Origin of the sequence: Novosphingobium sp. P6W (assembly GCF_000876675.2) — a bacterium.
GTDB lineage: Bacteria > Pseudomonadota > Alphaproteobacteria > Sphingomonadales > Sphingomonadaceae > Novosphingobium.
In genome coordinates this window covers 1,682,218-1,701,023 of sequence record NZ_CP030353.1, presented here as the reverse complement: position 1 = coordinate 1,701,023, position 18,806 = coordinate 1,682,218, and the positions used below count along the sequence as shown (strand labels likewise).

Genomic DNA, 18,806 nt, shown 5'->3' with positions numbered 1-18,806 from the left:
TTCGGCTCCTTGCCCGGCCTGTCGATTTATTTGATATAGATTTATATCATATTGCAAGCGGAAACGGTGCGCACCGTTTGCCGGGCTGTCCGTCCTGCGGAGAAAATCGCTTCAACCGATCACGCCGCTAGTGCGCAGCATGGCCATGGCATCCGCAGCCGTGGGCAGCCCTGCCACGGCATCGGCCAGCGCAGCATGACGGTCCTCCATGTCCGCGAAGGCAAGGCAGCCGCGCGCCTTGCCAAGATGCTCCGCCTCGCTGAGCGGCCACTCAGGCGAGCCGAACTGCGCGGCCACGTCTTCCACCAGTTCGCGCCCGTCCACGGTGCGCGCCAGAGCCCGCGCCGGTACGAAGGCGGCAAGGTCGGTATTGCCATCCGCGACCACGCGGATACGCGCCGCAAGGGCCAGCACGGCGGGATCGTCCAGCGTAGCGCGCTGAAAATCGCCGAGCGACACTGTGCCGCGCAGTAGCGTCACTGCCGCGAGGAACGGCAGGCACAGGCGCGCATAGCCGGGCTCCATTCCCGGCTTGGCAGGCCGTCCGACCAGCCGGTGGATTAGCGGCGGCGCATGATATTCAAGACTGTCCAGCAGATCGGCGGTGAGCCCGTGACGCGCCATCAGCCGCTGCACCGAAACGATGCCGCCATGACCCGCGCGGCCGGTGGGAAACGGCTTCCAGCTCACTTCGGTGATGCGGTGTCCCTGCTCCAGCCGCGCCAGTGCGGCAGCCAGTTCCTCGCGCTTCTCCATCAGCGCGAAGTACCCGAACGGGCCGTCCAGCGGATGGGCCACGCCCGGCATCCCGGCCCGCGCCAGATCCACGGCATCCAGACTGCTGCGCGCCGCATGGGCGACCTGCACCGGGAGCGCAGGCTTGCCTTCCAGATGGGCCTGCATCGTGCCTGAAGCAAAAGCCATGGCATGGCCGAATGCGTCCAGCGCCATGTCACGCGGCATGGCCCGCAGACTGGCGATAGCCGCCACGCAGCCGAAAATACCTGCGGTCGCGGGACGGAAGAACATCAGCGCATCGGGCGCCGCGATCCCCAGCGTCACCGCCACATCGACACCGGCGACCACCGCCGTCAGGAACTGCTCGCCGCTGACCGGTTCGCCCCGCTCCGCCTCTGCCAGCAATGCTGCCAGAACCGTCGCCATCGGGTGCAGCACCGCCGGTTCATGAACGCAGTCATACTCCTGCCCGTGTATCTGGAAGGCGTTGACGAAAGCCGCAGAAGGCGCAGGCAGGCGAACACCGGGGCGCCCCAGCACACCGGCAGCCTCACCCCCTCCCCACCCCTGCACCATGGCAAGCACGCCGTCGGCATGGGCGGCATTACGCCCCGCCACGCCGACGGCGAGACTATCGTGAAGGAAAGTCAGCGCCTTGCCCCGAACTGCTCCGGGGATGTCATCCCAGCGTAGCGCCAGCGCATGATCGATCAGCACATGGGCGGGGTTGCGAGCCTGCGCTTCCGTCATCTCAGTGCGGCTCCTCGCCGCCCGAGACGTTCATGCTCTCGCCAGTAATGTAAACGGCCTCGTCCGAGCAGAGGAAAGCCACGGCGCTGGCGGTATCCTGCGGCAAGCCCGGACGCCCCATCGGAATGCGCCCCGCCATGCGCTTCAGGTATTCCTCCACGGAGATGCCCTGCAGTTCGGCGAAGTGCTCGTTCTGCCACTTGCCGAGGCCCGTCGTGACATGATTAGGGCACACGTTGTTGACGGTGATCCCCTCCGGCCCCAGTTCGATCGAGGCGGAGCGCGCCAGCCCGACAAGGCCGTGCTTCGATGCCGTGTAGGCCTGCGCATGGGGGAAGCCAGACTTGGCTGCCTGGCTGGCGATATTGACGATGCGCCCGCCGCGCCCTTGCCGGATCATGCGCTCGGCAGCGGCCTGCAGGCCAAACCACGCACCGGTCAGGTTCACATCTATCACCGCGCGCCAGTCGTCCGGCGAAACTTCGCCGAGCGGCTTCATGATATAGCCGATGCCGGCGTTGTTCACCCAGATGTCCAGCGAACCATGTGCCGCAATCGCATGATCGGCCAGGCCTGCGACTTGCGCCGGATCGCGCACATCGCAGGAAAAAGTGGAAGCCTGCGTCGGCAGAGACGCGGCGATCTCCTGCATTTCCGCGGTGCCGCCGATCATCGCGTCGGGTGTCGCCGCATCGCGTGATCCGCCGATATCGGAAATCACCACCCGTGCCCCCTCCTCGGACAGGCGGCGGGCGATCGCCTCGCCCAGACCGCCCTTGCGGCCCGAACCGGTGACGACCGCGACTTTGCCGGCGAACCTCATGCCGTGAGTTCCTCGGTGGTAAGGAAGGTCACTTCGACCATGCCCTGGAACACGGCTGCCACTTCCTGCATCGCGGCGGCCGAAACATCGGCACCGAACTGATCCATGTCCTTGACGTCCAGCACTTCGATGTAGCCGAACGGCGGCGGCGCATCGCTGCCGAGTACGCCGGTCGTGCGGAAAACGCGGAAGCTCTCGATCGATGCGAGGGCATTGACGGTGGGCAGGTCTGACTCCTTTGCCCATGCTTCGTATTCTTCCACCGAGACACCCGGCTTCAGGTTGAACAGCGCGAAAATCAGCATTTCGTAGGTCCTTCCTCTTCGCCTGCCGGACAATGCCGCCACGCGCACTTGCTTCCGCCCCTCAGGCCATATATCATAACTCTATAACAAATGAGGTAGGCCGTGAAGACGTCTCAGACACCCCATTCATCCGCCCCTGCCGCGAACGACCTTAGCGCGGCCTACGATGGGCCGCCGGACTATCGGGTCATTGGTCGCCACGCGGTTTTCCCCGAGACCAGCCATGACGAGATCGAGCGGATCAATTTCCTCGCGCAGATGAACCGGCATCTCGCCGCGCGCGTGGTCCCGGGGGTGAAGGCCGCCTACGACAACCGCGTCGTGCCCGGCTTTGCTGCGCAGAACGGCCGCCCGCTCGCCAATCGCCATGAAGCGCGCAAGGCCATGCTGGAAGACCCGGCGTTCCAGACCTGGTCGGCACTACGCCGCATGACCATGGAGCAGCGCCAGCAGGCCGGGCGCTGGACAGCGCTGCGCCAGAACGAGCGACTCGCCCGCATCGCCGCCGACCTCACCGATGGCGACGAACGCCTCAGCCTGGACCCCGCGCTGGCGATCCCGCGCTATGTTTCGGCGGTGGATCACCACTGCATGCCGGGCAGTTACCACACGGAATACTTCCCCGGGGACGTCACCAACGGCGCCAATTATGATCATGCCGGGTTCGTCACCACCAGCGGCCTGCTCGGCAAATATTCGGACGGCGGCGGCCATGCCGTCGTCAACTGGGTCCGCCGCAACCTGCCCGATTTCAAACCGCGAAAGATCCTCGAGATCGGCGGCACCGTCGGTCATTCCAGCCTGCCGCTGGCACAGGCCTTTCCCGATGCGGAACTGACGATCGCCGATCTCGGTGCCCCGGTGCTGCGCTACGGCCTGGCTCGCGCCAAGTCGCTCGGCGTCGACAACGTGCGCTTCGTACAGGCCAGCGGCGAGGACCTTGCCGGCTTCGCGGACGAAAGTTTCGACTGGATCCAGACGACGATGTTCCTGCACGAGCTTTCGACCAAGGCGCTGCGCAACATCTTCGCGGAAACCCGCCGCCTGCTGAAGCCGGGCGGCATCGTGCTCCATGTCGAACAGCCGCAATATGCGGCGGAAATGCCGCTGTTCGAACAAGCGATGCGCGACTGGGACGCCTTCTACAACAACGAGCCGTTCTGGAGCCGGATGCACGAGATGGACCTCGACGCCGAGATGGTCGCCGCCGGGTTCGACAGGGACAACCTGATCCACGGCGGCGTTTTCGGCGTCGTCGACCGCGAATTGTTCCCCGATGCCGCTGAGGACGAAACTGAGGATTACGGCCGCAAGGCCGCCTGGCATGTGATCGGAGCGACGATATGAGCTTTGCCGAGGCCCTGAACCACGCCGGTGCCAAGCCCGCTGGCAAGCGTCCCTATTTCCTCGATTCGCAGGTCGAGCGCGTGCTCGCCATCACCATGGCTGTGGCGCAGGAACTGGCGGTCACCCGCCAGCGCGCCGACACGCTCGAACGCCTGCTGCTGGACAAGGGCATACTGTCAGCGGGCGAGATCGACGCCTTCGCACCTGACCGCGCCGCCTCGGCCGAGCGGCAGATGTGGAACCAGGAATATATCGCCCGCATCCTGCGCATCGTGCAGCAGGAGAACGAAGCGGCCATGTTTGGCGAGGATGTCGCCTCAGGCGATGTCGGCGACGAACTGGCCGGCGAGAAATGAGCCAGCCGTTTGAAATCACCGTCCCCGTGCTGGTGGTCGGCGGCGGCGCCTGCGGCTGCATTGCGGCGCTTTCAGCCCAGGAAGCCGGCGCGCAAGTGCTGCTGGTGGAACAGGACGAACGGCCGATGGGATCGACCGGCATGTCTCAGGGACTCATCTGCGCGGCCGGTACGAAATCGCAGGCCGACCACGGCATAGAAGACGATGCCGACCGCTATTATGCCGATATCATCGCCAAGACGCGGGGGCTGACCGATCCGGTTCTCGCCCGCGCTATCGCCGACCATGCGGGGCCAACGGTGGACTGGATGGTCGAGGCTCTCGCCATGCCGTGGCAACTCGATACCGGCTTTCGTCCGGCCTATGGCAACAGCGCCTACCGCGTCCATGGCTGGCGCGGCCATAGCGGGCAGGACATGGTTGACCTGCTTCACCGGCGGCTGGACGATGCAGGCGTGGACGTCCTTCTGGGCGCCCGGCTCAGCGAAGTTCACGCCGACGAAAACGGACGGATACTGGGCGTTTCGCTGTCCCGGCCCGATGGTTCGGTTGAGCGTATAGGCTGCGGCGCGCTTGTGCTCGCCTGCGGCGGCTTTGCGGCCAACCACGCCATGGTCGCACGCTACATGCCGGAAATGGCCCATGCCCGAAACAACGGCCACGAAGGCAGTCAGGGCACCGCTGTGCGCGTGGGCGAGCAGCTTGGCGCCATGCTCGGCGACATGGGCGCTTATCAGGGATATGCCATGCTCACCGAACCGCAGGGAATCCCGGTTCCGCCAGGCGTTCCGGTAGAGGGCGGCGTGCTCGTAAACATGGCGGGCGAGCGTTTCGTCGACGAAACCGCCGATATCGCTGGCATGGTGCACCCGGTGCTGGCGCAGGAAGGCGATCACGTATGGGTCGTTTTCGACACGCGGATCGAGGCCGCCGCCGATTATATCCCTGAAATGCAGCAGCTTAAAGCGCTCAACGCTCTGAAAAAGGCCGATAGCGTCGCTGATCTGGCCGAAGCCATCCGCGTGCCTGCCAGCGCACTTGAAACCGCGCTGGCGGAAGCGAAAGCGGCGCAGGGCGAAGGTCGGCCCGATGCCCTGGGACGCCTGTGGGGCGATGACATGCCTCCCTCGGGAAGCTACCGCGCGCTCAAGGTCGTCGGCGCGATTTTCCATACCCAGGGCGGTTTGCAGATAAACGGCGAGGCGCGCGTGGTGCGCGGCGACGGTTCCCCTTTGCCCAATCTTTTCGCCGGCGGCGGCGCTGCGCGCTCGGTCTCTGGCCCCGCGCATTGGGGCTACCTGCCCGCGATGGGGCTTGCCACGGCGGTGACGTTCGGGCGCCTCGCGGGCCAAGCCGCAGCGCGGACCGCGCTTACCTGCGACGAGGCCGCATTCTCCGACAGGTGACCATCTTTATCCGACTGGCGCGCAAGCCCTCGGCGGCGAGCCAATTGATCTAATCACAAGCCATATATGGCTTTCAGTGTTCGGGAACGAGACCATGTCCGACAGCCAGACCTTCGAGCAGAACCCCACCAGGATCGCTCCCTGCCCCGCCGATCTGCGCGCCGCTCTGGAAGCGATCGTCGGGCCGGACAACGTCAGCGCCGATGACGCCCGCTTGCGCCTGTTCAGCGAGGACGTGTGGACCCGCGCCGATCATGTCGCGATGCTGGCAGTCGCCCCGGCGACCACCGCTGAACTCGCCGCCGTGGTCAAAGCCGCCAACGAAGCGGGCGTTGCCATCGCCCCGCGCGGCGCGGGCATGAGCTACACCGAAAGCTACCTGCCGGTCACCGACGATACCGTCACCATCGACACGACCCGCATGAACCAGGTTCTGAAGGTCAGCCCCGAGGACATGACCGTCACCGTCCAGTGCGGCTGCACGTGGCTGGCCCTCAACGAAGCGCTGAAGCCCCACGGACTGCGTACGCCTTTCTGGGGCCCGATGTCGGGCATTTATTCCACCATCGGCGGCGGCCTTTCGCAGCTCAACGCCATGTTCGGCGCGGGCCACTACGGAACCTCCAGCGAGAGCGTGATCGCGGTGACCATGGTGCTGGCGGACGGCCGGATGCTGCGCACCGGCGCACGCGGGCCTGACGGCGACACCCCGCACTACCGCCACTTCGGCCCCGACCTTGCCGGGCTGTTCTGCGGCGATTCCGGCACGCTGGGCCTCAAGGCCGAAGTGACCTTCCGCCTGATCCGCACCCCACAGTTCGAGGATTCGGTCTCGTTCTCGTTCCCGGACGGCGAGGTCATGGTCAAGGCGCTGGCGGAAATGACCCGTGCCGGCATCGCATCGGAAACCTGCGGCTTCGACCCCGGCCTCACCAAGGTTCGCATGCGCCGCATGTCGCTGGCCAGCGACATGAAGACGCTGGGCAAGGTCGTCGCCAAGGAGAAATCGCTGGGCAAGGGCCTGCTCGCCGCCGCCAGGATCGCCATGGGCGGACGCGACTTCATTCCCGAGGACGACTATCCCCTGCACATCACGGCGGAAGGCCGCTGCAAGGAATCCGTCGCCGCGGACCTGGCCACCGCGCGCGAGATCGCCAAGCGCTTTGGCGGCACCGAGATAGAAAACTCCATCGCCAAGGTCATCCGCGCGATGCCCTTCCCGGCACCCAATTCCATCCTTGGCCCCGAGGGCGAAAGCTGGGTGCCGGTACACGGACAGGCCTCGCTTTCCACGGCGCCTGCCATGTTCGCCGAAATTCGCGCGTACTTCGATTCGATGAAGGCGCGTTTCGACGCACTGGGCATCCACAACGGCTTCCTGTTCTCTTCGCTTTCCACCAATGCGATCGTCATCGAGCCGGTGTTCTTCTGGCCCGAAGGCTACCGCCCCGTGCATGCATCGATGGTAGAGCCGGACCATCTCAAGCGCCTCAAGCAACTTGGCGCCGCGCCGGAGGCGACCGCCATGGTCACCGAGGCCCGCGAACAGGTGAAGGCGATCTGCAAGAAATACGGCGCCGCCCATTTCCAAATCGGCCGCGCCTATCCCTATCGCGAGACTCGCGACCCGGCTTTCCTCGACGTGCTCGACGCGGTGAAGACCGTGATGGACCCCAAGGGCCTGTTCAATCCAGGCGGCCTTGGCTTCCCTCAGGGCAAGATCGCCGCTCGGCAGGGAGCCGCCGCACGATGAGCGAAACCTACCGTGCCATCCGGCTGACACGCATCGCCCCTTCGTTTCGCGAGGGCAGCGAGATCGTGGAACTACCGCTAACCGCGCCCGGCCCCGGCGAGATTCGCGTGCGCAACCTGCACTGCGGCGTCAACGCCATCTTCGACACCCAGATCGCCCGCAACGCGGTGGATTACGTGAAGATCGCCCTGCCCACGTTCACAGGCGTGGAGGCGATCGGCACGGTCGAGGCAGTCGGTGCGGACGTGACCGATTATGCCCCCGGCGACGCGGCCGTGACCGTGCGCTTCACCGGCGGTTACCGCGAGGCCAATGTCGGTGCCGCAGCCCAGTTTGCCAAGGCTCCTGCGGCCACCCGCGAATATCTCGCACTGGCCTCCACCGGCGTTTCCGCGCTTGTCGCGCTGGAACGCATCGGCGAGCTGAAGGAAGGCGAGACCATTGCCATTTCGGCAGCCGCAGGCGGGCTTGGCCATTTGCTGGTCCAGCTTGCCGTGCTCAAGGGCGCGCGGGTGATCGGCGTGGCGGGCGGCCCGGCGAAATGCGCCTTCGTGGCCTCGCTCGGCGCTGACCGGGTCATCGACTACAAGTCCGAAGACGTGGATGCCGTGCTTGCGGCTGAATATCCCGGCGGCCTCGATGTGGCAGTGGACACCGTCAGCGGCGCGATCTTCGATGCATTCCTGGCCCATCTGGCAAACCATGGACGTCTCGTGGTCGGCGGCGCTGCTTCCGACCTCGAAGGCAGGCCCGAAGTCGTCACCGGCCCGCGGATCGCCCACGCCATCTACTACAAAGGCGCATCGGTGCGCGGCTTTATGAACGGCCTGCTCACGCCCCACTGGGCGGAAGCGCGCGAACGGCTGTTCGCGCTCTATGCCCAAGGCAAGTTGAAGGTCCATTTCGACGACGAACCACACACCGGCATCGAAGGCGTTTTTGGCGCTGTAGAACGCCTGCTTTCCGGCCGTTCAATGGGCAAGGTCGTGGTCGACCTCACCCCCGAGCAGGCCATTTGAACCGGCGACAAGCCGGGTGCGATGACAGATGACAGTTCACAAAACCAGAACACTCTTCGAAAAGATCTGGGATGCCCACCACGTCGCGGATACCGCCACGGGGGCTGCCCTCATCGCCATAGACCGCGTGTTCCTGCACGAACGCACCGGCGCCGCCGCGCTTAAATCCATGGCGGCGGCAAAACGTCCCGTATGCGATCCCGCCCGTGTCTTCGCGGTGATGGACCATATCGTCGACACCCGACCGGGACGCGGCGACGGCACCTTGATGGAAGGCGGATCGGCCTTCATCACCGAAACCCGCGCCGCCGCAAAGGCGGCAGGGATCACCCTGTTCGACGTGAACGACCGCGACCAGGGCATCACGCATGTGATCTCGCCCGAACTGGGCATCGTCCTGCCCGGCCTCACCCTCGTCGCGCCTGACAGCCATACCTGCACGCAAGGCGCGCTGGGCGCGCTGGCCTGGGGCATCGGCTCCAGCGAGGCCGAACATGCCATGGCGACCGGCGTGCTGAGGCTGGACCGTCCGAAGACGATGCGCGTCACCTACCGGGGCAAGCTGGCGCCAGGCGTCACTGCCAAGGACATGGTGCTTGCCCTGATCGCCGTGCACGGCGCAGGCGGCGGCGCGGGCCATGTCGTGGAATTCGCGGGCGAGGCGGTGCGCGCCCTCGATATCGAGGCGCGCATGACCCTGTGCAACATGGCCACCGAATTCGCGGCCATGACCGGGATCATCGCGCCCGATGCCCGGACTTTCGAATATCTCGCCGACCGCCGCTATGCGCCCGAAAGTTTCGACGAGCCTTACTGGCACACGCTGCGCACCGATGACGGCGCCCGCTTCGACCGCGAGATCGAGATCGACGCCGCCGCGCTTGCGCCGATGGTAAGCTGGGGCACCAGCCCGGAACACGCGATGCCGGTGGATGGCACCGTTCCGCAGGGGCCGCCGCGCGCGCACGAATATATCGGCCTCGATGCAGGCGCGCCGCTGCTGGGCACGCCGATCGACGTCGCCTTCATCGGTTCCTGCACCAATGCCCGCATTTCTGACCTGCGCCGCGCCGCCGCGATGCTGAAGGGGCACCATATCGCGCCTTCTATCCGCAAGGCCCTGGTGGTGCCGGGCAGCTCCGCAGTAAAGCGCGCCGCAGAGGCCGAAGGGCTCGACGCCATCTTTACCGCCGCCGGGTTCGAGTGGCGCGCCAGCGGCTGTTCACTGTGCTTCTTCGCGGGCGGCGAAAGTTTCCCCGAAGGCAGCCGCACCGTCAGCAGTACCAACCGCAACTTCGAAGGCCGGCAGGGGCCGGGCATCCGTACCCATATCGCCAGCCCCGAAACCGTGGTCGCCAGCGCCATCGCGGGCGTGATCGCGGACCCTCGAAAGCTGATGGCAGGGAAACTGATGCCATGACCCCTTTCACCACGCTTTCCTCGCGCGCAGCGCCTCTCCTGCGCGACAACGTCGATACCGATGCCATCATCCCCAGCCGCGAGATGAAAAGCACCGGCCGCACCGGCCTCGCGGATGGATTGTTTGCCCCGTGGCGCTATCTCGATGCCGCCGCGCGCACCCCCGACCCGGAGTTTTCGCTAAACCGGCCGGAAGCGTCAGGCGCGCAAATCCTGCTGGGCGGCGCGAATTTCGGATGCGGGTCCAGCCGCGAACATGCGGTCTGGGCGCTGGCCGAATATGGCATGCGCTGCATGATCGCGCCCAGTTTCGCGCCGATCTTCCGCGCGAACTGCATCCGCAACGGCTTGCTGCCCGTGACGCTTCCCGAAGCAGACATCGCAGCCATGGCGTGGCAGTCGGTCACCGTGGACCTGCCCGCGCAGGAAGTTCGCTGCGGGGGCGCCGTTCACCGCTTCGAGATCGAGCCCGAGCCGCGCGAGATGCTGCTCGAAGGGCTCGATGCCATCGATCTCACGCTCAAGTCGCTGCCGGCCATCGAGGACTGGACCTCGATGGACCGCAAGGCGCGGCCCTGGGTCTATCTCGAAAGAACACAATGACGCAGATACTGGTTTCCGAAGTCGGCCCGCGCGACGGGTTGCAGTCGATCAAGGCGGTCATGCCGCTGGAGGCAAAGAAGGCCTGGATCGCCGCCGAAGCCGCAGCCGGCGTGCGCGAGATCGAGGTGGGCAGCTTCGTGCCGCCCAGCCTCCTGCCGCAGATGGCCGATACCGCGGAACTCGTCCGCTTCGCGCGCGGTATCGAGGGGCTTAACGTCGTCGCCCTCGTGCCCAATGCCAAGGGCGCACAGCGCGCGGTCGACGCGGGGGTCCACGCCATGTCGATCCCGCTTTCGATGAGCGAAACGCACTCGATCCGCAATGTGCGCAAGGACCATCCGGCGATGCTGGCGGAAATCGCCGAGGCTGCGCAGATCGCCCGGGCGGCGGGCGTGCACTTCGCCGTCGGCCTTGCCACCGCATTCGGCTGCACCATCGAAGGCGCCGTGGCCGAAGACGCCGTGGTGCGCCTTGCCGTGGCCGCCGCCGACGCAGGCGCGCAGGAATTCAGCCTGTCCGACACCACCGGCTATGCCGACCCTGCGCAGGTCCGGCGGCTGGTGCGCAAGGTCAGGGCGGCAGTGGGCGCGGACATGCTGACCACCCTGCACCTTCACAACACGCGCGGCCTCGGCCTCGCCAATGCGCTGGCCGGCCTTGAGGAAGGCATCACCACCCTTGACGCATCGCTTGGCGGTCTTGGCGGTTGCCCTGCCGCACCGGGGGCCTCGGGCAATCTTGTCACCGAAGACCTCGTGCTCATGCTCAATGCCATGGGCCTCGATACCGGCATCGACCTCGAACGTCTGCTGAAAGTGCGCCAGATCCTGGTCGACGCGCTGCCGGGCGAACCGCTCTACGGCTTCACGCCCGATGCCGGACCGATGCTGGACTACAACGAAAGGATCGCCCGTTGAGCGAAGCCCCCGCAACTCCGCAGCCCCTTGCCGGCATTCGCGTCGTCGAATTCACCCACATGGTCATGGGCCCGGCAGTGGGGCATATCCTGGCCGGACTGGGCGCCGAAGTCGTCCGCATCGAGCCCATCGGCGGCGACCAGACCCGCCGCCTGCTCGGCTCGGGCTCGGGATATTTCCCGATGTACAACCGGGGCAAGCAGTCGATCTGCCTCGACCTCAAATCGCCAGAGGGCCTCGCCGTCGCCCGCGACCTTGCCGAAGGCGCCGACGTCCTGATCGAAAACTTCCGTCCCGGTGCGCTCGACCGGCTGGGCCTCTCATACGAACAGCTCGCCGAGGTCAATCCGCGCCTCATCTACTGCTCGGAAAAAGGCTTTCTCCCCGGCCCTTACGAACAGCGTACCGCGCTTGACGAAGTGGCGCAGATGATGGGCGGCCTTGCCTATATGACCGGGCCGCCGGGACGGCCCCTGCGCGCAGGCTCCAGCGTGATCGACGTGACTGGCGGCATGTTCGGCGTGATCGGCATCCTTGCCGCGCTGGAGGAACGCCACCGCACCGGACGCGGCCAGAAGGTCGTTGCCAGCCTGTTTGAAACCACGATCTACCTCGTCGGCCAGCACATGGCGCAGTTCGCCGTCACCGGAAAGGCCGCCGCACCAATGCCCGCACGCATCTCGGCATGGGCGATCTACGACGTGTTCGAAACCCGTGACGAGCCAGTCTTCATCGGCGTTGTCAGCGATGTGTTGTGGCAAAAATTCTGTGCGCTGTTCGCGCTGGATGACCTGTGGGCCGACGAATCCCTGCGCACCAACAACCAGCGAGTGATGGCCCGCGATCGCATCCTGCCGCACGTCCGCGCACTGGTCGCCTCGATGACCCGGGACGAGATCGTGGCAAAGCTGGAAGGCACCGGCCTGCCCTTCGCCCCCATCGCCCGGCCCGAGGACATGTTCGATGATCCGCAGCTCGCCGATGGAGGCCTTGAGCCGGTCACCCTGGATACCGGCGGCGAGACGCGCCTGCCGACGATCCCGCTGCAAATGGGCGGCCTGCGCCCCGGCGCTCCGGTCACCTTGCCCTCCCCCGGAGCCGATAGCCGCACGGTACTTGCGGCGCTGGGCTACGACGAGGAACGGATCGAGCGGCTTGTCGCACAAGGGGCGGTCGGGTCTCAGTGACCCGGCCACCAATTGGGTCTGCAGACTGACGAAGCGCTCTGAAAGAAATAAGAAAAAAGGCGCAAAGCCAAAAGCCTTTGCGCCTTTTTACCGTCTGGGATCAGGGCCTTGTCAGAACTCGGCCAGCAGCCGGCCCATGCCTTGAATCTTGTCCTCGATGCCCACTGCGCGCAGGGCGTGCCAATACGTCGCGGTGTTGATGGCGATCACCGGCTTGGCCAGCTTCGCCTCGTATTCGGCGGCCAGACCGACCATCGAAAGGTTCGTGCCCACCTGTACGATGGCGTCGACATCGTCCCCGTCCAGTTCCGCAATCACCTCGCGCAGACGGTCCGGACCGACTTTGGCAATGTCGGTCCAGCGCTTGCATTCCAGCGCGATGTCGCGCTTCACGGTGAAGCCCGATTGCTCAAGGAAATTGCGCACTTCCGCATTGGCGACGGGGTAGTAGGGCGAAACGAAGCTCACCGTCTTCGCGCCGTAGGCGTGAAGCGCGGCCGCCACCGATTCAGCGCCCGTGGAAGCGCCTGTCCCGGACAAGTCCTCGACCTGCTTCTTCCATTTTCGGCTACCCTCGACGCCGCCGTAGAACGTGATCGCCGACATGCCCAGCACGAGGTAGTCCGGCTTGCAAGTCATCACCGAACGCACTGCATCGAGCGTGTTTTCGGCAATGGCCGTGGTCCCGGCGATGAAATCCTCGTTCGAGAGCGCCAGCGGGTCCTCGACGTAGATGCGCGAGAAATGGTTGGTCACGCCTTCGGGGCGCATCCTTTCCATGTCGGGCTGCACCACCGTGTTGGTCGAGGGGGCGATGACACCCAGCAGCTTGCGCCAACCAAGAACGTCTCCCATTGCAGATACTCCTGTTGCGGACCTTGCGCAGGCCGCGTGATGATGGGGTTTGCCGGGGAAGGGGTTCAGCGGATCTGCGAGGCCAGCGCCAGGCTCTCGTACATGGCCTGCCGCATCATGTAGGCGCGGCGGGCGGTATCGTCCTGCTTGATGGCCATCATAGCTTCGCGGCGGCGCTTATGCGCATCGTCCTGACCGCCGCGGATCATGGCCATGTTTTCCTTGGTCTGCGTCTGGGTGAAGCTATGTGTCACCTCGCGGCGCTGGCGGTCGTAAAGCGCGAGGTTCTCGTCGGCGACGGCGGCCGAAACCTGTCCCTTCAGCACCGGCAACAGCTTTTCGAACAAGTTGAAGGCATCGTGCACGCCCGAATTCATGCCGAACCCGCCCAGCGGGTTGTTGAGGTGCGCGGCATCGCCCGCCAGCAGCACCCGGCCCTCGCGGAACGACTTCGCAACGCGCTGGTGAACGCGGTAGAGCGTGCGGTGCCTGGTCTGCACCATCGAGCCGTCCCCGACGAGGCGGCCGAAGATCGCATCCTTCATCGCGTCCGAACGCAGTTCGTCATCGCTGAGCGTTCCGTCGGTCGGCACCAGCACGCGCCACAGCGAAGGCACGCGCAGCAGCACCAGCCACTCGTCGGGATCGGAGACATAGTTGACCCAGGCCAAGTTCGGCAGATGGGCGGCGATGTCGAACTCGGTCGAGAGGCAAAGGAACCGCTCGGCATAAGTGAAACCGTCGAATTCAATGCCGAGCCACTTGCGCACCACCGAGTTCGCACCGTCCGCGCCAATCAGGTATTCGCAGCGCAGGCGCTCGATGCCGGTCATCGTCTCGATCGCGAGGTTCACGCCCTCGGCGTCTTCCTCGAGAGCCAGCAGACGGCTGCCGAAGCGTACTTGCGCATTGCCCTGCTTTTCGAGGCCTGAAGCCAATGCGCGCGAGAGGTGGTACTGCTCGCACTGGATGCGGAAGGGGTAGCGGCTGACATCGCTGATCTCGGCAAGGTCGAAGTCGATCACTTCGCCCGATTGCCGGTCGCGCCAGTGGAAGACGGGCGCCTTCAGGCCCTTTTCCAGCAGCATCGGGGTGATCCCGATCTGGTCGAGCATTTCCAGCGTCGGCGGATGGAAGGTCGAGGCGCGCAGATCCTGCGCGCAATCATGGCCCGTCTCGATGACAACCACGTCGATACCCGCCTGCGCCAACAGCGTCGCCATAACCGTTCCGACCGGCCCGGCTCCCGCAATCGCCACCTGGCACCTTCCAACCGCTGTCATGTCGAGCAGACTCCAATAATCCCGTTCTGCTTCCGGCTATGGACTGGTGTTTTCGCTCCAATCGGCAATCTCGCCGAACTATCCGCCTCGCGGTGAACGGGCGGCACTGTAATCCTGCCCTCATGGCTATTGCCCGGCAGGCGAACGTTTCACCGCGCTCTGACGCCAAGAAGGGCGCACCTTTCGGTACGCCCTTCTGTTTGTTTTCAATTGTATTTCCGGCGTCAGACCACGGCGCAGATGGTCTTCCACTCCAGGTAATTCTCCAAGGCCTGCCGCCCGCTGTCGCGGCCCCAGCCCGACTGCTTGACCCCGCCGATGGCCAGCGTGGGATCGTACATCGCGTGACAGTTGATCCACACCGTGCCCGCCTTGATCGCACTCGACATCCGATGAGCGTTCGACAGGCCCTCGGTCCAAACACTGGCGGCGAGGCCATATTCACTGTCGTTCGCGGCCGCGATCACTTCCTCCACATCGTCGAAGGCCTGCGCGACGAGGACCGGGCCGAACACTTCCTCGCGCACGATTTCCATGCCGGGATTCACGTCGACGACAAGGGTGGGGGTGATGAAGGTGCCCGCCTCGCCGGTACGCTCGCCGCCGGCCAGCATCGTCGCCCCCTCGGCGCGGGCGCGCTGGAGGAAGCCCTCGACACGCTCGGCGTGGCGCAGCGATACAACTGGGCCCATCTGGGTATCGGCGGCCAGGCCGTGGCCCAGCTTCAGGCCCTTGGCGTATTCCGCCACGCCTTCGACCACCTGATCGTGGACCGAACGATGGACGTAAAGCCGCGATCCGGCGATGCACACTTGCCCGCCGTTGAAGTAGATCGCATTGGCGACGCCCGGAATCGCCTGCGACAGGTCGGCATCAGGCATGATGATCGAGGGCGACTTGCCGCCCAGTTCCAGCGTCACGCGCTTGAAATTGGTCTTGGCGGCATCGAGCACCGCACGGCCGGTGGCGGTGGAGCCGGTAAACGCGATCTTGGCGACGCCCGGATGGGCGGCCAGCGCCGCGCCGGTTTCGCCGCCAAGGCCGGTGACGATGTTGATGACGCCCGCCGGCACCCCCGCCTCGATCATCAGTTCGCCGAGGCGCAGCGCGGTGAGCGAGGTGTCCTCGGCAGGTTTGAGCACGACGGTGCAGCCTGCCGCAAGCGCCGGGGCCAGCTTCATCGCGGTGAGCACCAGCGGCGAATTCCACGGCACGATGGCGGCAACCACGCCCACCGGCTCGCGCACCGTCCATGTCCGCATCTGCTTGCCTGCGGGCTGATAATTGATCGAGCTTTCGAGCGTGCTGCCCTCGATCGCCATGGCCTGTCCGGCGAAGAAGCGGAACTGGCTGACGGCGCCGGGGATTTCGGCCCAGCGGCCGACGAACAGCGGCTTGCCCTGGTCGAGAGTTTCCAGTTCGGCGAGGTCGTCGATGTTCGCCTCGATGAGGTCGGCCACCTTCCAGAGGATTCGCGCGCGCTCTGCCGGTACCGTGGCACCCCAGACTGCCAGCGCGGCACGCGCAGCGGAAACGGCGGCATCGACATCAGCCGCACCGGCCTTGGCGACCTGTCCCAGTTCGCTGCCCGTGGCGGGGTCCACCGTTGCGAAGGTGCCGCCATTCGCGGCCTGTGCCCACTCACCGCCGATCAGCAAGCCCTGTCCGCTGGCGCGCCGCGCAAGAAACTCCCGCGTACCGGTACGAAGCGTGCTGAAGTTGAGTGGCATGGCTGTCTCCTTTGTTGCGACCTTCCTAGTGTGGTGGACGGCGACGTGGCCCCTCACCACCCTAAAAATTCGCTGGGCGGATAACTTTGTCCGAAACCGCAGCGCCTGCGCGCCGGCGCGGTACGCAAAACGCAATGCGGCCTTGCCGATTTGTTATAGTTCTATACCATTTTTGATCAACCCGGAGTCGTGAGCCGCACACCGCGCACGAAATCCGAAACCAAGAAACGGCCTGAGGGCCAACCGGGATGGGAAACACATGACCTATCGTTTGGGCGTGGATGTCGGCGGGACGTTCACCGATCTGTTGCTTTTCAACCAGGATAACGGCGAGTTCTGGCGTCACAAGACGCCGTCGACCCCGCATGACAGTTCCGAGGGCATCCTGAACGGTGTCACCGCCGTCTGCGAAAAAGGCGGTATCGCCCCGTCCGACGTCGAATTCTTCCTGCACGGCACCACCGTCGCCACTAACGCGGTGCTCGAAGGCAAGGGCGCCCGCGTGGGCCTCATCACCACCGATGGCTACCGCCAGGTGATGCAGATCGCCCGCTCCTTCGTCCCCGGCGGTCTGGCCGGCTGGATCGTCTGGCCCAAGCCCGAACCGCTGGCCGCGCTGGAAGACACCTTCGAGATCACCGGCCGGATGAATGCGCGCGGCGAGGAAACCGCCGCGATCGACGAGGCCCAGATCCGCACCGTGCTGGAAGAACTCAAGGCCTCGGGCGTTGAGGCGCTGACCGTCGCGCTTATCAATGCTTATCTCAACGGCGCGCACGAGGCGCGCGTGGCTGAACTGGCCGCAGAGATCATGCCTGACGTGCCGATCTCTCTCAGCCACCTCGTCCTGCCGGAAATGCAGGAATACGAACGCACGCTTACCACCGTGGCCAATGCCGCTGTGCGCCCGGTTGTGGGCAAGTACGTGCGCAACCTGCGCAGCCGCCTGCGCGGTGCCGGCATGGCGGGTTCGCTTTCCCTGCTGCGTTCGGACGGCGGGTTGATGAGTTCGGAAAAGTCGGAAGAGCATCCCGTCTCGCTGCTGATGTCCGGTCCCGCAGGCGGCGTCACCGGCGCGATCTGGGTCGGCCGCAATGCCGGTATCCGCAACATCCTGACGCTTGATGTCGGCGGCACGTCCACCGACGTAGCCCTAATCGAGGACCTCGAAGCGCGCCGCCAGCGCACCACCGAAGTCGGCCATCTTTCCGTGCGCGCCTCCGCGCTCGACGTGAAGACGGTCGGTGCAGGGGGCGGGTCCATCGCCTATGTTCCAGAGCTGACCAAGGCGCTGCGGGTCGGTCCGCAGTCGGCGGGCGCTGTGCCGGGGCCGGTCGCCTATGGCAAGGGCGGCACCGCGCCCACCGTCACCGACGCCAACGTCGTGCTCGGCTACTTGCCGGAAAACCTGCTTGGCGGCACGTTCAAGCTCGACCGTGAAGGCGCCAGAACCGCCGTCCAGACCATTGCCGACGCGCTTGGCATCGGCCTGATGGAAGCCGCGCGCGGCATCATCGACATCGTCAACGAGAACATGTTCGGCGCACTGCGCATGATCTCGGTGCAGCAGGGGTACGACCCGCGCGACTTCGCGGTGATGGGCTTTGGCGGCGCCGGCCCGCTTCACGTCAACGCGGTGGCCAGGCTGATGGGGTCATGGCCTGCCGTCTCGCCGGTCTCGCCGGGCGTGCTCTGCGCGCTTGGGGACGCCACCACCCGCATGCGCACCGAAACCGCGCGCTCGTTCTCGCAGCGCGTGGCCGATACCGGCGAGGATCAGGTGCTGACCCTGCTGGAGGAAATGGCGCGCCAGACCCGCGCCGAACTGGTGGCCGAAGGCATCGCCGATGCCGACATAACCAGCCAGTTCGAACTCGACGTGCGCTACGAAGGGCAGGCCTTCGAAGTGCCGCTCTCGATCGATCCGGAAACGCTGAAGGCCGATGGGCTGGCAGGCGTGACCGCGCGCTTCGATGCCGAGCACCTGCGGCTCTTCACCTTCAACATGGATTCAGCCCATGAACTTGTGAACCTTCGCGCCGTGGCGATGGGCCCCGCGCTGGAACTGCCCTCGCCCCCGCTCGAAAAGGGAGACGGCAACCCGATCCGCGCCAAGATCCGCGATCACGAACTGTGGACCGGCAGCGCCATGCAGGCGGCCGTCATCTACGACCGCGCGAAGCTGCTTGCCGGAGACGTGATCCCCGGCCCCGCCGTCGTCACCGAGATGGATTCGACCACGTTGATCGAGGCCGACTGCATCGGCACCGTCGATCACGCCGGCAACATCCTCATCAACCTCGCCTGAGGGAGCC

16 protein-coding genes are annotated in these 18,806 nt (G+C 65.6%); 10 read left to right on the top strand and 6 right to left on the bottom strand.

Annotation, left to right across the window (positions count from 1 at the left end; all coding sequences use genetic code 11):
- Nucleotides 1-111: 111 nt before the first annotated feature.
- The 3 genes from TQ38_RS23555 to TQ38_RS23545 are packed head-to-tail and all read right to left on the bottom strand — an operon-like array spanning nt 112 to nt 2,616.
- Entirely contained in the window at nt 112-1,488 is a 1,377-nt protein-coding gene (locus tag TQ38_RS23555) for an MmgE/PrpD family protein (RefSeq protein ID WP_052505492.1), read from the bottom strand.
- A 1-nt stretch (nt 1,489) separates the two neighbouring features.
- Nucleotides 1,490-2,311 carry an SDR family NAD(P)-dependent oxidoreductase gene (locus TQ38_RS23550; RefSeq protein ID WP_043970068.1) on the bottom strand — a complete coding sequence of 274 codons (822 nt, stop codon included), beginning with the start codon at nt 2,309-2,311 and terminating at the stop codon, nt 1,490-1,492.
- Nucleotides 2,308-2,616 carry an REDY-like protein HapK gene (locus tag TQ38_RS23545; protein ID WP_043970066.1) on the bottom strand — a complete coding sequence of 103 codons (309 nt, stop codon included), beginning with the start codon at nt 2,614-2,616 and terminating at the stop codon, nt 2,308-2,310. The genes TQ38_RS23550 and TQ38_RS23545 overlap by 4 nt, the downstream gene beginning before the upstream one ends.
- Nucleotides 2,617-2,718: 102 nt before the next feature.
- Between TQ38_RS23545 and TQ38_RS23540 the strand changes: the two genes are divergently transcribed.
- The 9 genes from TQ38_RS23540 to TQ38_RS23500 all read left to right on the top strand — a co-directional run bounded on the left by TQ38_RS23540 (nt 2,719) and on the right by TQ38_RS23500 (nt 12,623).
- Nucleotides 2,719-3,963 (top strand): class I SAM-dependent methyltransferase, encoded by a 1,245-nt coding sequence (locus TQ38_RS23540; RefSeq protein ID WP_043970065.1) that lies wholly within the window; start codon nt 2,719-2,721, stop codon nt 3,961-3,963.
- Complete coding sequence (locus tag TQ38_RS23535; protein ID WP_043970063.1) at nt 3,960-4,319, top strand: hypothetical protein; 360 nt, start codon at nt 3,960-3,962, stop codon at nt 4,317-4,319. Before TQ38_RS23540 ends, TQ38_RS23535 begins: the two co-directional genes overlap by 4 nt.
- Nucleotides 4,316-5,725 carry an FAD-dependent oxidoreductase gene (locus TQ38_RS23530; RefSeq protein WP_043970062.1) on the top strand — a complete coding sequence of 470 codons (1,410 nt, stop codon included), beginning with the start codon at nt 4,316-4,318 and terminating at the stop codon, nt 5,723-5,725. The genes TQ38_RS23535 and TQ38_RS23530 overlap by 4 nt, the downstream gene beginning before the upstream one ends.
- A 94-nt stretch (nt 5,726-5,819) precedes the next feature.
- On the top strand, nt 5,820-7,478 hold the full coding sequence (locus TQ38_RS23525) for an FAD-binding oxidoreductase (protein WP_043970061.1): 1,659 nt from the start codon (nt 5,820-5,822) through the stop codon (nt 7,476-7,478).
- A complete protein-coding gene (locus TQ38_RS23520; protein ID WP_043970060.1) occupies nt 7,475-8,497 on the top strand; it encodes a zinc-binding dehydrogenase in 1,023 nt (340 codons plus the stop codon). The genes TQ38_RS23525 and TQ38_RS23520 overlap by 4 nt, the downstream gene beginning before the upstream one ends.
- A gap of 28 nt (nt 8,498-8,525) precedes the next feature.
- Complete coding sequence (locus tag TQ38_RS23515) at nt 8,526-9,917, top strand: 3-isopropylmalate dehydratase large subunit (RefSeq protein WP_043970058.1); 1,392 nt, start codon at nt 8,526-8,528, stop codon at nt 9,915-9,917.
- Entirely contained in the window at nt 9,914-10,519 is a 606-nt protein-coding gene (gene leuD, locus TQ38_RS23510; RefSeq protein ID WP_043970057.1) for a 3-isopropylmalate dehydratase small subunit, read from the top strand. Before TQ38_RS23515 ends, leuD begins: the two co-directional genes overlap by 4 nt.
- Nucleotides 10,516-11,436 (top strand): hydroxymethylglutaryl-CoA lyase, encoded by a 921-nt coding sequence (locus TQ38_RS23505; RefSeq protein ID WP_043970056.1) that lies wholly within the window; start codon nt 10,516-10,518, stop codon nt 11,434-11,436. The genes leuD and TQ38_RS23505 overlap by 4 nt, the downstream gene beginning before the upstream one ends.
- Nucleotides 11,433-12,623, top strand: a complete 1,191-nt coding sequence (locus TQ38_RS23500; protein ID WP_043970055.1) for a CaiB/BaiF CoA-transferase family protein — start codon at nt 11,433-11,435, stop codon at nt 12,621-12,623. The genes TQ38_RS23505 and TQ38_RS23500 overlap by 4 nt, the downstream gene beginning before the upstream one ends.
- A 111-nt stretch (nt 12,624-12,734) precedes the next feature.
- Here the strand turns inward: TQ38_RS23500 and TQ38_RS23495 are convergent, their stop codons facing one another.
- From TQ38_RS23495 to TQ38_RS23485, 3 genes are all read right to left on the bottom strand, one after another.
- Nucleotides 12,735-13,478 (bottom strand): arylmalonate decarboxylase, encoded by a 744-nt coding sequence (locus tag TQ38_RS23495; RefSeq protein ID WP_043970054.1) that lies wholly within the window; start codon nt 13,476-13,478, stop codon nt 12,735-12,737.
- 65 nt (nt 13,479-13,543) lie between these two features.
- Nucleotides 13,544-14,761 (bottom strand): NAD(P)/FAD-dependent oxidoreductase, encoded by a 1,218-nt coding sequence (locus tag TQ38_RS23490; RefSeq protein WP_043970053.1) that lies wholly within the window; start codon nt 14,759-14,761, stop codon nt 13,544-13,546.
- 224 nt (nt 14,762-14,985) lie between these two features.
- Nucleotides 14,986-16,491: an aldehyde dehydrogenase gene (locus TQ38_RS23485; protein WP_043970052.1), complete on the bottom strand. Its 1,506-nt coding sequence runs from the start codon at nt 16,489-16,491 to the stop codon at nt 14,986-14,988.
- A 259-nt stretch (nt 16,492-16,750) separates the two neighbouring features.
- On the opposite strand from TQ38_RS23485, the gene TQ38_RS23480 reads away from it, so the two are divergent.
- Complete coding sequence (locus tag TQ38_RS23480; protein WP_043970050.1) at nt 16,751-18,799, top strand: hydantoinase/oxoprolinase family protein; 2,049 nt, start codon at nt 16,751-16,753, stop codon at nt 18,797-18,799.
- Nucleotides 18,800-18,806: the final 7 nt, after the last annotated feature.

What these genes read in the sequence shown, in the direction of transcription:
- TQ38_RS23555 (WP_052505492.1), bottom strand. Translation starts at nt 1,488, where the DNA reads ATGACGGAAGCGCAGGCTCGCAACCCCGCCCATGTGCTGATCGATCAT.
- TQ38_RS23550 (WP_043970068.1), bottom strand. Translation starts at nt 2,311, where the DNA reads ATGAGGTTCGCCGGCAAAGTCGCGGTCGTCACCGGTTCGGGCCGCAAG.
- TQ38_RS23545 (WP_043970066.1), bottom strand. Translation starts at nt 2,616, where the DNA reads ATGCTGATTTTCGCGCTGTTCAACCTGAAGCCGGGTGTCTCGGTGGAA.
- TQ38_RS23535 (WP_043970063.1), top strand. Translation starts at nt 3,960, where the DNA reads ATGAGCTTTGCCGAGGCCCTGAACCACGCCGGTGCCAAGCCCGCTGGC.
- TQ38_RS23530 (WP_043970062.1), top strand. Translation starts at nt 4,316, where the DNA reads ATGAGCCAGCCGTTTGAAATCACCGTCCCCGTGCTGGTGGTCGGCGGC.
- TQ38_RS23525 (WP_043970061.1), top strand. Translation starts at nt 5,820, where the DNA reads ATGTCCGACAGCCAGACCTTCGAGCAGAACCCCACCAGGATCGCTCCC.
- TQ38_RS23520 (WP_043970060.1), top strand. Translation starts at nt 7,475, where the DNA reads ATGAGCGAAACCTACCGTGCCATCCGGCTGACACGCATCGCCCCTTCG.
- TQ38_RS23515 (WP_043970058.1), top strand. Translation starts at nt 8,526, where the DNA reads ATGACAGTTCACAAAACCAGAACACTCTTCGAAAAGATCTGGGATGCC.
- leuD (WP_043970057.1), top strand. Translation starts at nt 9,914, where the DNA reads ATGACCCCTTTCACCACGCTTTCCTCGCGCGCAGCGCCTCTCCTGCGC.
- TQ38_RS23505 (WP_043970056.1), top strand. Translation starts at nt 10,516, where the DNA reads ATGACGCAGATACTGGTTTCCGAAGTCGGCCCGCGCGACGGGTTGCAG.
- TQ38_RS23495 (WP_043970054.1), bottom strand. Translation starts at nt 13,478, where the DNA reads ATGGGAGACGTTCTTGGTTGGCGCAAGCTGCTGGGTGTCATCGCCCCC.
- TQ38_RS23490 (WP_043970053.1), bottom strand. Translation starts at nt 14,761, where the DNA reads ATGACAGCGGTTGGAAGGTGCCAGGTGGCGATTGCGGGAGCCGGGCCG.
- TQ38_RS23485 (WP_043970052.1), bottom strand. Translation starts at nt 16,491, where the DNA reads ATGCCACTCAACTTCAGCACGCTTCGTACCGGTACGCGGGAGTTTCTT.
- TQ38_RS23480 (WP_043970050.1), top strand. Translation starts at nt 16,751, where the DNA reads ATGACCTATCGTTTGGGCGTGGATGTCGGCGGGACGTTCACCGATCTG.